General features: G+C 65.6%; 12 protein-coding genes. All 12 read right to left on the minus strand.

Going from position 1 to position 14,528, the window contains the following annotated elements:
* Positions 1-36: 36 nt before the first annotated feature.
* Complete coding sequence (locus AC1RUK_RS18280; RefSeq protein ID WP_481834499.1) at positions 37-513, minus strand: EF-hand domain-containing protein; 477 nt, start codon at positions 511-513, stop codon at positions 37-39.
* A complete protein-coding gene (locus AC1RUK_RS18285; RefSeq protein ID WP_481840077.1) occupies positions 510-3,536 on the minus strand; it encodes a bifunctional [glutamine synthetase] adenylyltransferase/[glutamine synthetase]-adenylyl-L-tyrosine phosphorylase in 3,027 nt (1,008 codons plus the stop codon). Before AC1RUK_RS18285 ends, AC1RUK_RS18280 begins: the two co-directional genes overlap by 4 nt.
* Positions 3,536-5,011: a sensor histidine kinase gene (locus AC1RUK_RS18290; RefSeq protein WP_481834497.1), complete on the minus strand. Its 1,476-nt coding sequence runs from the start codon at positions 5,009-5,011 to the stop codon at positions 3,536-3,538. Before AC1RUK_RS18290 ends, AC1RUK_RS18285 begins: the two co-directional genes overlap by 1 nt.
* A 7-nt stretch (positions 5,012-5,018) precedes the next feature.
* Entirely contained in the window at positions 5,019-5,693 is a 675-nt protein-coding gene (locus tag AC1RUK_RS18295) for a response regulator transcription factor (RefSeq protein ID WP_006199726.1), read from the minus strand.
* 207 nt (positions 5,694-5,900) lie between these two features.
* Positions 5,901-7,451 (minus strand): Do family serine endopeptidase, encoded by a 1,551-nt coding sequence (locus AC1RUK_RS18300; protein ID WP_481834496.1) that lies wholly within the window; start codon positions 7,449-7,451, stop codon positions 5,901-5,903.
* Between the two features lie 122 nt (positions 7,452-7,573).
* A complete protein-coding gene (locus AC1RUK_RS18305; protein ID WP_481834495.1) occupies positions 7,574-8,041 on the minus strand; it encodes a cytochrome c-type biogenesis protein in 468 nt (155 codons plus the stop codon).
* A complete protein-coding gene (locus AC1RUK_RS18310; protein ID WP_481834494.1) occupies positions 8,038-10,020 on the minus strand; it encodes a heme lyase CcmF/NrfE family subunit in 1,983 nt (660 codons plus the stop codon). Before AC1RUK_RS18310 ends, AC1RUK_RS18305 begins: the two co-directional genes overlap by 4 nt.
* Before the next feature lie 5 nt (positions 10,021-10,025).
* Positions 10,026-10,469 carry a cytochrome c maturation protein CcmE gene (gene ccmE, locus AC1RUK_RS18315; RefSeq protein ID WP_120016928.1) on the minus strand — a complete coding sequence of 148 codons (444 nt, stop codon included), beginning with the start codon at positions 10,467-10,469 and terminating at the stop codon, positions 10,026-10,028.
* A 2-nt stretch (positions 10,470-10,471) separates the two neighbouring features.
* Complete coding sequence (ccmI, locus tag AC1RUK_RS18320; RefSeq protein ID WP_481834493.1) at positions 10,472-11,614, minus strand: c-type cytochrome biogenesis protein CcmI; 1,143 nt, start codon at positions 11,612-11,614, stop codon at positions 10,472-10,474.
* A 184-nt stretch (positions 11,615-11,798) separates the two neighbouring features.
* Positions 11,799-12,242, minus strand: a complete 444-nt coding sequence (locus AC1RUK_RS18325; RefSeq protein WP_436171692.1) for an RT0821/Lpp0805 family surface protein — start codon at positions 12,240-12,242, stop codon at positions 11,799-11,801.
* A gap of 175 nt (positions 12,243-12,417) precedes the next feature.
* A complete protein-coding gene (locus tag AC1RUK_RS18330) occupies positions 12,418-13,851 on the minus strand; it encodes an ATP-binding protein (protein ID WP_481834492.1) in 1,434 nt (477 codons plus the stop codon).
* Positions 13,835-14,500, minus strand: a complete 666-nt coding sequence (locus AC1RUK_RS18335) for a response regulator transcription factor (protein ID WP_006199718.1) — start codon at positions 14,498-14,500, stop codon at positions 13,835-13,837. The genes AC1RUK_RS18330 and AC1RUK_RS18335 overlap by 17 nt, the downstream gene beginning before the upstream one ends.
* Positions 14,501-14,528 lie beyond the last annotated feature (28 nt).

The following is a 14,528-nucleotide window of genomic DNA, read 5'->3' on the forward strand; positions in this document are numbered from 1 at the left end:
CGCCGGCGGCTTGCGCCGCCGGAGCCGGTATCCGGGTCACTGCATCCCGCCTTCGTCGTTACCGTCCCATAGGCGGTGACGGGCAAAACGGCCGCCCTTCGGCAGCTCGCTCTTCTCGATCTTGCCGTCATTGTTCCTGTCCAGCATGGCGAAGACCTTCTTCTCGCGGCTGGTGATGTCGTCGGTGGTCAGCGTGCCGTCGCCCCTGGTGTCGTAGCGTTCGATGATGCGCTTGGCCATGCGCTCGAAGCGTGCCTTCTCCAGCGCATCGGCGAGCTGGGCGACGGTGAGCTTGCCGCCATTGTCGGCGACCATCTTCTTCAGCCGTGCGTTCATGGCGTCGGAAAACTGGTCGAAGGTGATGGTGCCGTCTGAATCCTTCATCGCCTTGTCGAGGCGCATCATCATGTCGTCGCGCATTTTGGCGCTGGCATTGTTTTCGGCATAGGCCGTGGTGCCGACGGCGCCGGCAAGGGCTGCGAAAGCGAGGGCAAGTTTGGTCGACTTTCTCATTGGTCTTCTCCTGTTGCATCGTCACCCCCGATGCGATCGGGAACCGCCGCTCGTTGTTGCGGCTGTCCCACACGAAGCAAAAGGTCGAAATCCTTTCTGACCTTTCGCGACGTCTCCTTGAGGTGTGCTTCCAGCACACCGAAATCCGGCAGGTCGGTGACCGCCAGAAGCAGATCGGACAGACCCGGCGGAACGTCGTCGCGTTCGAAGACGCCGGTGAGGCAGAGCCTGATCATCTGGGTCAGCGCCAGATAAAGCTGGTAGGCATCGCATAGCTCCTGCCTGATGTCAGCGCCGGCGAAATCCGGCGCCAGCCGCGCCAGGATCTCGGCTGTCGCGGTTACCCTGCGGCCGGCCTCGACATGGCCTGATATCACAGCCACCTGGGCGATGAATTCGAGGTCGATGAGCCCGCCGGGGATCAGCTTGATGTCCCAGCGATCGCGCGGCGGCTTCTCCTTCTCGATCAGCGCCCGCATCTCCGAAGCCTCGGCCATCACCTTGGCGACATCGCGCGGCAAGGCAAGCACGGCGGCCACCTCGGCCTCGACCTCGGCGCGGAGTGCCGCATCGCCGCCGATGGCGCGCGCTCTCGCTAGCGCCATGTGCTCCCAGGTCCAGGCATCCTGGCGCTGGTACTTTTTGAAGGCATCGACATGGGTGGCAACCGGCCCCTTGTTGCCGGAGGGACGCAAGCGCAGGTCGAGTTCGTAGAGGACACCTTCCGCCGTCGGCGCCGAGACGGCGGCGATCAGCCGCTGTGTCATCCTGGTGTAGTAGTGGGATGGGGCGAGCGCCTTGTGGCCGTCGGACTCTTCGGCATCGGCGTCGTGGTCGTAGAGCAGGATGAGGTCGACGTCGGAGCCCGCCGTCAATTCACGGCTGCCGAGCTTGCCCATGCCGAGCAGCGCTACCCTGGCCCCGGCGATCCGGCCGTGGCGCAGCGCGAACTCGGCCATGACGGCCTGCAGAGCGGCCTCGATGGTGAGATCGGCGAGGTCGGAAAAGGCGCGGCCGGCGCGGGCCGGATCGATCGCGCCGGCGAGCAGCCTGACCCCGATCAGGAACTTCTGCTCGGAGGCGAAGATGCGTAGGCGGTCGAGCACGTCCTCATAGGCGCGGTCGCCTTCGATGAAGGCGGCAAGCCGCGCCGACAGATAGGCGCGGTTTGGCAATTCATTGAGCAGAGCCGGGTCGAGCAGGCCGTCGAAGACATGCGGCCGCCGGGTGATGATGGCGGCAAGCCTGGGTGCCGCGCCCATGATCGTCGCCATCAATTTCAGCAGCGCCGGGTTGGACTGCAGCAGCGAAAACAGCTGGATGCCGGCCGGCAGTCCGGCGAGGAATTCGTCGAAGCGCATCACCGCCTCGTCGGCCCGCCGCGTCTGGCCGAACCCCTTTAGCAGCGCCGGCGTCAGCTCGGTCAGCCGCTCGCGCGCTTCCGCCGACTGGGTGACGCGATAGCGGCCGAAATGCCAGCCGCGGATGACGCGGCAGATGTCGCTCGGCCGCTGGAAGCCGAGGCGATGCAAGGTCTGCAGCGTGTCGGGATCGTCGACATCACCGGTAAAGACCAGATTGCCGACGCCGGCCGACAGTTCCGGCGCGGTTTCGAACAGCGCCGCGTAGTGGCGCTCGACCTGTTGCAGCGACGCACGAAAGGCTTCGGAAAAGGTCTTGGCATCGGCAAAGCCCAGCATGCGGGCAATGCGCTCCAGCCCCTCGTCGCTGTCGGGCAGGATATGCGTCTGCTCGTCGGCGACCATCTGGATGGCATGCTCGACGCGGCGCAGGAACCAGTATTGCCGGGTCAGTGCATCGCGCGCATCGGCGGTGATCCAGCCGCGCGCGGCGAGCTCGCCCAGCATCGGCACCGTCTCGCGACCGCGCAGCTCCGGAAAGCGGCCGCCGGCGATGAGCTGCTGCGTCTGGACGAAGAACTCGATCTCGCGGATGCCGCCACGGCCGAGCTTGACGTTGTGGCCCTTGACCGCGATCTCGCCGTGGCCCTTGTGGGCGTGGATCTGGCGCTTGATGGAATGGACGTCGGCGATCGCCGCGTAGTCCATGTATTTGCGCCAGACATAGGGCTGCAACTCCTTCAGGAAGGTAGCGCCGGCGGCGAGATCGCCGGCCACCGGGCGCGCCTTGATCATGGCGGCGCGCTCCCAGTTCTGGCCGCGCCCCTCGTAGTAGTGAAGGGCGGCCTCGACCGGGATCGCCAGCGGTGTCGAGCCGGGGTCGGGGCGGAGTCTCAGATCGGTGCGGAAGACATAGCCGTGCTCGGTGCGGTCCTGCAGGATGCGCACCAGGCGGCGGGTCAAGCGTGAAAACAACTCCGTGGCATCGAGCGGATCGACGACAGCGGGCGCCTCCGGATCGAAGAAGACGACGAGATCGATGTCGGACGAAAAGTTCAGTTCATGCGCGCCAAGCTTGCCCATGCCGAGCAGGATCCAGCCCGATTGCAGCGCCGGCATTTCGGGATCGGGCAATTTGAGCTTGCCTTGCCCGTGCGCATCGCGAAGCAGGAAGTCGACGGCGGCACGGGCGCAGGCGTCAGCGAGGTCGCTGAGGCGGCGCACCGTCAGCGCGGGCTCGGCCTCGCCGGCGAGATCGGCGAGCGCGATCAGGAAATGCGCCTCGGCCTTCCACTGCCGCAGTTCCATCATCAGGCTCGTTTCCGAACCGGAATCGGTAAACGCCGCCTTGCCGATTGCCTCGCCAATCGCCATCAGCCGCGCCTCGACATCGGCGTCGAACAGCTGATCGAGAATCCCGGGCCGGCGGCGCGCCACATCACGCAGGAACGGCGACAGATCGAAGACCGCGGCGAGCAGATCCTGAACGGTACCCTCGGCTGCCAGGAATTTCGTCAGCCGGGGCAGGCCCTCTTCCTCGGCGGCGTCAGCGATCTCCGACAGTTCACGCCGGGCGCGGTTTTCATCCAGCGGCAAAAGCCTTGCCACCGGTTGCAGACGCCATTCAGTCTCGATCCGCTGCACAGGCTTCCTCGCGGCCATCAATGGTCCTCCCGTGCGGGAAAACCCATGACCACGGACAATCCGGGATTGGCGGGTAAAAGATCAAGCCTGCCGCTATGGAAAGTCATGATTGCCTTGGCGAGGCTGAGGCCCAGGCCCGACCCCGGCTGCGAGCGGCTCTTTTCCAGCCGCACGAAACGTTCGGTCGCGCGGGCGCGGTCGGCATCGTCGGGAATGCCCTGGCCGTTGTCGGTGACCGAAAGCCTGATTTCGCCGCCGACGCGCCCGAGCGCCACGCGCACCGCGGGCTTGCCGGTCGCGTCGGTCGAGTACTTGATCGCATTGTCGACGATGTTCGACAGCGCCTGGCCGATCAGTTCGCGATTGCCGTTGACGGCAAAATCACCCTCGACCGAGCTCTCCAACGTCACTCCCGCCTCCTCGGCAACTGGCTCATAGAGTTCGACGACGTCGCGCACGGCAGCGGCGAGATCGACGCGGCTGGTGCTCTCGGAGGAATAACCCGCCTCCAGCCTGGAGATCATCAGGATGGCGTTGAAGGTCTTTATCAGCTGCTCCGACTCGGCAATCGTGCCTTCCAGCGCCTGCCGGTAATCAGTGGTCTTTTGCTTGCCGGAAAGCGTCGCCTCGGCGCGGTTGCGCAGTCTTGTCAGCGGTGTCTTCAGGTCGTGGGCGATGTTGTCCGAAACCTGCTTCAGCCCTTCGTTCAGCGTGGCAATCCTGGCCAGCATGGCATTGAGGTTTTCGGACAGGCGGTCGAATTCGTCGCCGGCGCCGGTGACCGGCAGGCGCCCGGACAGATCGCCGCCCATGATGCGGCGGCTGGCTTCGGAGACGCTGTCGATGCGCTTCAGCGCCGCGCGCCCGACGAAGAACCAGATCAACAGCCCGCCGAGCCCCATCATGCCCAGCGCCAGCATCAGAGAGCGGCGTATGACGGCGCGGAACCGCTCGGGCTCGCCGAGGTCGCGGCCGACCAGCATGATCATCTGGTTGGGCAGGCGCAGCACCAGCGCAATCGCGTTGTGGCCCTTCTCGCCTTCGGCCTGGACTTCGTTCTGGCCAGACTGCGTCTCGTTCTGGTCGGCGGCAGTATTGCGCTGCCGTTCGAGCTCGCCCTCGCCGAAGCGCCGGTAGGAGAACGGCTCCGTCGTCCAGCCTTCGGTCTCGATCACCCCAGGCTCCAGACTCTGCACATTGCCGGTCAGGATCTGGCCGTTGGTGTCGGCGATCAGATAGAGGTTGGCGCCGGGCTGTCGGGAGCGGGCCTCGACCACGCGGACCAGAACCGGCAGCCCGCCGCGCTGATAGGCGCGGGCAAGGCCGAGCACCTCGTCATTGATGGTCTCCTGCGTCTGCGCGGTCAGCATGCGCGCCGACAGCGAGGTCATGTATAAGACCAGCAGCACGGCGCAGAGCGCGAAAAGCAGGAAATAGAGCGCCGAGAGCCGCGCCGCCGTCGTCCTCATGATGGCCGGCAGGGACAGGGCCATGCTGGGTTCAGCCGCTCTTCAGCATGTAGCCGGCGCCGCGAACCGTATGCAGGATCGGCTTGTCGAAGCCTTTTTCGATCTTGCCGCGCAGCCGCGAGACATGGACGTCGATGACGTTGGTCTGCGGATCGAAATGGTAGTCCCAGACATTCTCGAGCAGCATGGTGCGGGTCACCACCTGGCCGGCGTGGCGCATCAGATATTCGAGCAGGCGGAATTCGCGCGGCTGCAGCGTGATTTCGCGCGCGGCGCGACGGACCGAATGCGAGAGACGGTCGAGCTCGAGATCGCCGACCCGGTAGACGGTTTCGGCTTCGCGGGCGCTGGCACGGCGATTCAGCACCTCGACGCGGGCGAGCAGCTCGGAAAAGGCATAGGGCTTGGTCAGATAGTCGTCGCCGCCGGCGCGCAGGCCGGTGACGCGGTCGTCGACCTCGCCCAGCGCCGACAGGATCAGCACCGGCGTGGTGTTGCCGCGCGAACGCAGGCCGGCGATGACCGACAGGCCGTCGCGGCGCGGCAGCATGCGGTCGACCACCATGACGTCATAGTCGCCGGCATCGGCAAGCGTGAAGCCGGTCTCGCCGTCGCCGGCGACATGGGCGGTGTGCCCGGCCTCGGCAAAGGCTTTCTCAAGGTAGTCCGCGGCCTCGCGATCGTCTTCTATGACAAGAATCTTCATAGAGCCGTTATACGCGATTTCGCTGGAAGTTTGAGTGGCGGCCGACATGGGCATCATGGCCTTTGAGGTTAAGCGGCAGCGGGCGATGGGAAGCCCGCTGCCGCCGGGGGCGGAACACGATGACTGACTAACGCATTCAGGCCCCGTGCTTTCCCGTGCGGCGGCTCGGGGGTGTTGAAACCGCCGCACCGGAAAAGTTCTGGAACGTCAGCCCTTGGCGACAGGCAGGGCGACGAAGCGGTTCGAGTCGTCGCGGGTGATCTGCATCAGCACCGCCTTGCGGCCCGACTTCACCGCGTCGGCCATGGCCTTGGTGACATCGTCGGTTCCGATCACCTCCACCGAATTGACCGAGGTGATAACATCGCCGGGCTGGATGCCGCGATCGGCGGCGGCGCTGTCCGGGTCGACATCGGTCACCACCAGCCCCTGGCCCTTTTCGGACTTGGTGACGGTGAGGCCAAGATCGGCCAGCGTGTCGGGCTTTGCCGGAGCTGCGGGCTGCTGCTGATCGGCCGAGGCCTGCTTGTCGCTTGCCGGCAGCTTGCCGAGGTCGACCTTGATGGTCTCGCTCTTGCCGTCACGCCACACGGTGACATCAACCGGCTTGCCAGGCGAGTAGGCGCCGATCAGACGGGCGAGTTCCTTGGGCGAAGCGACGTCCTTGCCGTCGACCTGGGTGATGACATCGCCGGCGGTGATGCCGGCCTTCTTGCCGGGGCCGTCGTCCTGCGCGCTCGACACCAGCGCGCCCTTCTCGGACTTCAGCCCGAGCGACTCGGCGATGTCGGACGTGACCGGCTGGATCTCGATGCCGAGCCAGCCGCGCTGGACGGAGCCGTTCTTCATCAGGTCTTCGACGACCTGCTTGGCGGTCGAAGCCGGGATGTCGAAAGCGATGCCGACGCTGCCGCCCGAGGGCGAGAAGATCGCGGTGTTGATGCCGACGACCTGGCCGTTGAGGTTGAAGGTCGGGCCGCCCGAATTGCCGCGGTTGACCGAGGCATCGATCTGCAGGAAGTCGTCATAAGGTCCGGCGCCGATGTCGCGGCCGCGGGCCGAGACGATGCCGGCGGTGACGGTGCCGCCGAGGCCGAACGGGTTGCCGACGGCCACCACCCAGTCGCCGACGCGGACCTTGGAATCGTCGGCGAAGTCGACATAGGTGAATTTGCCGACACCATCGACCTTGAGCACGGCGAGATCGGTGCGCGGGTCGGTGCCGATCAGTTTGGCGTCGAGCTCCTTGCCGTCATTCATCACCACGGTGAAGGCCGAACCTTCCTCGACCACATGGTTGTTGGTGACGAGATAGCCGTCATCGGAGATGAAGAAGCCGGAGCCTTGCGCCACCGGGCGGGGCTGGTCGTTGTTGTGGTCGCGGTGGCTGAAGCGGCGGTTGCCGAACTGGCCGCCCTGATCGCCAAAGCCACGGAATTCCTTGAAAAAGCGGCGCAGCTGCGGATTGTCGGGCAGGTTGTTCATGCCGTCCTGGTCGTCCGACTGATCGGAACCGTCATCGGCCGCCGGCTCGATCTTGGCCTTGACCTTGACGCTGACCACCGCCGGCGAGACGCGCTCGACGATGTCGGCGAAGCCGGTGACCTGCGGCGCCTCGACACGCACGGCGTCGGCCAGGACGGGAGCCGTTCCGGTGGTGACGACACCAAAGCCGATCGCGCCGGCAACAGCCAGCGAGGCAACGGCGGCCAGAAGGCGCTTGCGGGTGCGGGAATATGAATTGGGGGCAATATTCATGGGTCTCGTATCCTCTTTTGATTGGATGCGGCTTGGCCAGGACATCCTCAGGCGAGAGGAATAGAGAGGCGCACATTACGGCGCCATTTCCAGTGCATGAAACTTTTGTAATGTTGGCCGGGTCAGTCTTGGCGCAGCATCTTGTCCAGCGCCGCCTGCTCCTCGGCGGTCAGGGCGTCCGTTGCCGTCGAACGTCGCGATCGCGCCGCGAGCACGATGAACATCCCGCCGGCCAGGAGCAAAAGCACCGGCGTGCCCCACAGAAGCGCATTGCGCAGGCTGAAGCGCGGCTTCAGCAGCACGAACTCGCCGTAGCGCGAAACGATGTAATCCATCACCTGCTGGTCGGTGTCGCCGGCGACGAGCCGCTGACGCACCAGGATGCGCAGGTCGCGGGCGAGATCGGCGTCGGATTCGTCGATCGACTGGTTCTGGCAGACCATGCAACGCAGCCCCTCCGACAGGGTTCGCGCCCTCGCCTCCAGCGCCGGATCCGAGAGCACCTCGTCCGGCTTCACCGCGAAGGCGTTGCCGGCGAACAGCAAGGCCAGCAACAGCACCAGCGAGGCAAGCCGAGCCCTGCCCGTCATGACAAACTCGCGGAAGGCACGAGTTTCTTGCGGCGCGACGGCGCGCCGACGCGCAGGCGGCGGTCCATCAGCGACATTGCAGCACCCGCCATCATCACCAGGCCGCCACCCCAGATCAGCGTCACCAGCGGCTTCCACCACAGCCTGACGACGACGGAGCCGTCATTGCCCTCGTCGCCCAACGAAAGATAAAGCTGGCTGAACCAAACAGTCCTGATGCCGGATTCGGTCGTCGTCGTCTGGCGCACCGGAAAGAAGCGCTTGGCCGAGCTTATTTCGCCCTTGGCATTGCCGTCGGCGCCGATGACGACGAAGCGGCCGCGATCCTCGCTGTAGTTCGGCCCCTGCGCCGGGTAGAGCCCTTCGAAGCGCAGCGTGTTGCCGGACAGTTCGACGGTCTCGCCGGCATGCATGGACAGGATCTTCTCGGTGCCGAAGCTGAGCGTGCCGACGATTCCGAGCAGGGTCAGGCCAAGGCCGAGATGGGCGAGCGCGGTGCCGAACACCGAGCGCGGCAGGCCGGCGAAGCGTCGCAGCATGATGGCAGGCGTCACCGAGCCGAAGCCTGATTTGACGGCGAGATCGGTGAGCGCGCCGCAGACCAGCCAGACGGCGAGGCCGACGCCAAGGGCTGCGAACACCGAGGCGCCATCGACGAACAGGCCCGTCACCAGCATGGCGGCAAGTGCGGCGGCAAAGGCCGCCATCAGGCGTTGTGCGGCGGCGAAGACATCGCCGCGCTTCCAGGCAAGCAGCGGCCCGAACGGCACGATCGCCAAGAGCGGCAACATCAGGGGACCGAATGTCAGGTCGAAGAACGGCGCGCCGACCGAGATCTTGCCGCCGGTGACGGCTTCGAGCGCCAGCGGATAGAGCGTGCCGACCAGAACGGTGGCGGTGGCGGTGGTGAGGAACAGATTGTTGAGGACGAGCGCACCTTCGCGCGAGATCGGATGAAACAGGCCGCCGGCCGTCAGCCTCGAGGCGCGCAAGGCGAACAGCGCCAGCGAGCCGCCGATGAACAGCGTCAGGATGCAGAGGATGAAGACACCACGTGTCGGGTCGGTGGCGAAGGCATGTACCGAGGTCAGCACGCCGGAGCGCACCAGGAAGGTGCCGAGCAGCGACAGCGAGAAGGTGAGGATGGCGAGCAGCAGCGTCCAGATCTTCAGCGCCGAACGCTTTTCCATGACGATGGCCGAATGCAGCAGCGCCGTGCCCGCCAGCCATGGCATGAAGGAGGCGTTCTCGACCGGATCCCAGAACCAGAAGCCGCCCCAGCCAAGCTCGTAGTAGGCCCAATAGGAGCCCATGGCGATGCCGCCGGTGAGGAACATCCAGGCGACCAGCGTCCATGGCCTGACCCAGCGCGCCCAGGACGCGTCGATACGGCCCTCGATGAGGGCGGCGACCGAGAAGGAAAAGCAGATCGAGAAGCCGACATAGCCGAGATAGAGCAGCGGCGGATGAATTGCGAGGCCGAGATCCTGCAGCACCGGGTTGAGATCGCGGCCCTCGATCGGGGCCGGATTGAGCCGGGTGAAGGGATTGGAGGTCGCCAGGATGAACAGGAAGAAGGCGGCGCCGATTGCGCCCTGCACGGCCAGCACATTGGCCTTGAGCGTTGCCGGAAGGTTGGCGCCGAAGACGGCGACAAGGGCGCCGAAGAAGGTCAGGATCAGCACCCAGAGCAGCATCGAGCCTTCGTGATTGCCCCAGGTTCCGGTGATCTTGTAGATCAGCGGCTGCAGCGAATGCGAGTTTTCCCACACGCTCGCCACCGAGAAGTCGGAGCTTGCATAGGCGGTTGCCAGCGCCGCAAAAGAAAGCGCTGTAAGCGCGAAGCCGGTCACCGCCACCGGGCCGCCGACCGCCATCATCTTCTGGTTGCCGGCGCGCGCGCCATAGAGGGGCACCAGCATCTGCACCAGCGACAGCGCAAAGGTGAGGACGAGGGCGAAATGTCCGGTTTCAACCAAGCGCGTTACTCACTCTTGCTCTCCTGCCACACACCCTTGGCCTTGAGCCCGTCGGCGACTTCCTTGGGCATGTAGCGCTCGTCATGCTTGGCCAGCACGCTATCGGCGACGAAGACGCCGTCCGGACCGAAGCTGCCCTCCGTGATGACGCCCTGCTCCTCGCGGAACAGGTCAGGCAGGATGCCGGTATAGGTGACCTTGACCGATTTCTGCTTGTCGGTCACCGAAAAGGCGACGGTCGCACCCTGCCCGCGCTCGATCGTACCCTTCTCGACGAGGCCGCCCAGCCTGATGCGCTGGCCGGGCTGGACGGTTGCCGTGGCGAGATCGCCGGGCATGTAGAAATAGGAGGCCTTCTGGCCGAGCGCGTAGAAGGTGAGACCCGTGGCGGCACCAAGGAAAGCCAGCCCCGCGACGATCACCGACAGTCTCTTCTGCTTGCGCGTCATTACTACTCCGTCGCCGTCAGGCCGAGCGAGGCGGCAAAGGCGGTGAATTTCCTGGCTTCCTCGCTGTCGACACCAAAGACGGCAATGCCGCGGGTCAGCGCATCGCGCGCCTGGTCGGCCTTGCCAAGCACGACATAGGAACGAATGAGCCGCATCCATCCTTCCGTGTCGCGCGGGTTTTGTTTGAGCTTCTCATCAAGCCCGGCGACCATGGTTTCGATCATCGCCTGGCGGTCTTGAGGCGACATCGACTGCGCCGCCTCGACCGCCTGTGCATCCGGGCCGTTGGCGGGCGTCCCTGCTGGGGCGACGGCCCTGTTCGCGTTTTGCGCGAGTGCCTGCTCGACGGCGCGGCGCCAAGGCGATTCCGACGGCAGCGTGCCGAGCATTTTCTGCCAGGCCGCCGTCGCCTCCGCAGCACGGCCTTCCTGCGCCAGGCCCATCGCCAGATAGAAGCTCGCCTTCGGATTGGCCGGATCGAGCTTCAGCGCCGCCTCGAAGGCGTCCTGCGCCTCGGCCGAGACGATACCGCCGGCGGCGTTGGCGATCGCCTCGCCGAGGCCGGCCTGGCGGGCGGCGCTTTCGCCGTCGAGGCGGATGGCGTTGCGATAGGCGCTCACCGCGTCGGAATAGCGCTGCAGCCGCAGATAGACCGGCGCCAGCACGTCCCAGCCGCGGCCATCGGAAGGGTTGGCGGCCAGATGCGCCTCGGCGCGCGCCACCAGCTCGTCCACAGAGGAGTCGGCGGGATTCTTGGCGAGCCGCATGCTGAGCGGCTGCGAGGGCAAATCGGGCGAGCCTAGCTTGATGTAAAGCCCCCAGCTGACCAGCGGAACCGCCAGCACCGCCACTGTCGCCACCAGCCTTGTCGCCACCGACGGCCGCCGCGGCGCCGCCGCGTCGGCCTTGCCGACAGCGCCCAGGCGCAGGATACGGCGGCCGATCTCGGCACGCGCCTCCTCGGCCTCGGCCGGCTGGATCAGGCCACGCGCCACGTCGCGGTCAAGCTCGGACAGCTGGTCGCGATAGACTTCGAGGTCGTGATCCCCCGCTTGCGACGCGCCCTTCGGGCCGCCGGCCAGCGGCAACAGCACGGCCAGGCTGGCGCCCAGCGTGAGGATTGCGGCTATGACCCAGAACAGCATCTTTCATCCAATACCGGCAGAGCCCTGCCCTGCCAACATGGGCATCCTGCGACGCTTTGACGGCACGTGCGCCGTCTGTCCTTGACCGATGTCAACCGGATCGGGTCTGAAACCCGATCCGGCTTCCTCTTGATGCATGTCGTTATCCCAAAACCGCTGCGCACGTTTGGGCGACATGCATTGATCAGGTCAGCGGCGTCCAGCTGCCGTCGGCATTGCGGCAGGCGGTGCCGCGCGCGGTGGCGCCGGCGGTGCCGTTGAACACCGTATGGGTGTATTGCCGGCAATCCTGCGAGCCGACCCGGTAGGGCTGAGCGGCGACGACTTCTCCGGAACGGCCCGAACTGTCGCTCTTCCATGTAACCTTCTGGCCGCTCGCCGTGTATTCGAGCGCCTTGTACTCGGCTTCCAGCGCCTTGCGCTTGTCGGCATCGCTCAGGCCGGAGCCGATCGATCCGCCGACAAGGCCGCCGCCCATGGCCGAAATGATCGTCGTTGCCACCTTGCTGCCGGCCGGAGGCGTGGCGGCAGGCGCCGGCGTGATCGCCGCGCCAGGGCCGCCTTTGCCCAACGTCCCACAGCCGGAAACGGCGAGCAGTGCGGAAAGGAGCGCGACGCGAATCTTCATGCCAACAACCGGATTTCTCGAGCAGGATGAGCTTGGGGCCGCGCCATCGGAGAAGTCGGCATGGCCATAGTGTTGATATTTGTCGGAAATTTGGCCGCAGCCCAGCACTTCGGGACCAATCGACATGCCGCCATAACACGCACCGTCCGTCGATGTCGACTGACCCTGGAAAGCATCAATGAAGGCTCCGCAACCGCACCGCCGCCTTCAACCCGCCCATGGCGGAGCGTTCCAGCGCCAGACTGCCTCCATACTCGTTGACGAGGTCGGCGACAATGGCAAGGCCGAGCCCTGTGCCCGGCTTGGTCTCGTCGAGGCGCCGTCCGCGCTTCAACGCCTCGCGCGCCTTGTCCTCTGGAATGCCCGGACCGTCATCCTCAATGGCGATCTCGAACAAATTGGTGTCCTTGCCGGGGACAGGCGAGACAGACACGGCGACCGCGCCCTTGGCCCATTTCATGGCGTTGTCGAGGAGATTGCCGAGCAATTCCTCCAGGTCCTCGCGCTCGCCGCCAAAGATGATGTCGGTGGCCGGCAGCGAAAGCGTGAGGGTTGTCCGCGGGTTGAGCTTTTGCAGCACGCGCACCATGCGTTGAACCAAGGGCGCCACTGGCGTGCGGTAGACGACGCTGTCGCGTTGGGCGGCGACACGCGCCCGCTGCAGATAGTGGTCGACCTGCTTTTGCATCGAGGCGGCCTGCTCGGTGATGAGCTGGCCCTTGGCGCCGCCGAGCGCCCGTCCCTCGTTGATGAGCACGGCCAGCGGCGTCTTCAGCGAATGGGCGAGATTGCCGACCTGCGTGCGCGAACGCTCGACGATGCGCTTGTTGTTCTCGATCAGCGCGTTGGTCTCGTTGGCCAGCGGCTCGATCTCGGCCGGAAAACTGCCGTCGAGCCGCTGCGCCGTGCCCTCGCGCACCATGGCGAGCGCGTTGCGGACGCGGCGCAAGGGCTGCAGGCCGATCAGGATGGCGAAGGCGTTGATGGCGATCATGCCGACGCCGAACAGCGACAGATAGGTCAAGAGCCGGCGCTGGAAGCTGGCAATCTCCTGCTCCAACTCGGTCTGGTTGCCCATGACGCGAAAGCGCGCGGCGCGGTTCTTAGCATCGAGGACGAATTCGCTTTCGAACACCTCCAGCTCCTCGCCATGGATGCCTTCGGTGCCATAGCTGCGCTGGAAGCTGGCGTTGAAGGGAACCTCGGCGACGCTCGGCGAAAGAATCGCCTTGGTCATCGAGGAGGAGTGCAGTTCGCCATGCACGCCCTCGGAGGCCGGTTCAACCGACCAATACCAGCCCGAATTCGGTTCGGAAAAGCGCAGGTCGCCGAGGTCCGGGGCGCCGGTCAGTTGGCCGCTTTCGGAAACGCCGACCGAGCCGATCAGGTTAAACAGATGCGCCGAAAGCAGGCTGTCGAAGCCGCGCTCGCTGGCCTGGCGGTAGAGCGTGGTGATGAGGGTGAAGATGACGACCAGCGTCAGGATCGCCCACAGGGTCGAGAAGGCTATGACGCGAAACGCCAGCGAGCGTGGCCAGAACCGCGCCGAAAGCGTCTTGGAGACGACCAGATTTGCAGGAAGAGGTTCCGCCTTACGCCTCCGGCTCACGCATGCGGTAGCCCATGCCGCGCACGGTTTCGATCATGTCGATGCCCATCTTCTTGCGAAGCCGGCCGACGAAGACCTCGATGGTGTTTGAGTCGCGATCGAAATCCTGGTCGTAGAGATGCTCGACCAGCTCGGTGCGCGACACGACCTCGCCCATATGGTGCATCAGATAGGCCAGCAGCCGGAATTCATGCGAGGTCAGCTTCAGCGGCTGGCCGTCGACATCGGCCTTGGAGGCCTTGGTGTCGAGGCGCAGCGGCCCGCAGGTCAATTCCGAAGAGGCATGGCCGGCGGCGCGGCGGATAAGCGCCCGCACCCGCGCCAGCACCTCCTCGATATGGAACGGCTTGGTGACATAATCGTCGGCGCCGGCATCGATGCCGGACACTTTGTCACTCCAGCGGTCGCGCGCCGTCAGGATCAGCACCGGCATCTTGCGGCCGCCGCGGCGCCAGCGCTCGACGACGCTGATGCCGTCCATCTGCGGCAGGCCGATGTCGAGGACAACCGCGTCGTAAGGTTCGGTGTCGCCGAGGAAATGCCCTTCCTCGCCGTCGAAGGCGCGGTCGACGACATAGCCGGCATCGACCAGCGCATCAGCTATCTGCCGGTTGAGATCCTTGTCATCTTCGACGACGAGCACGCGCATGACGGTTAGAACCTGTTGACGGATCCGG

The organism is Mesorhizobium monacense (assembly GCF_056781675.1).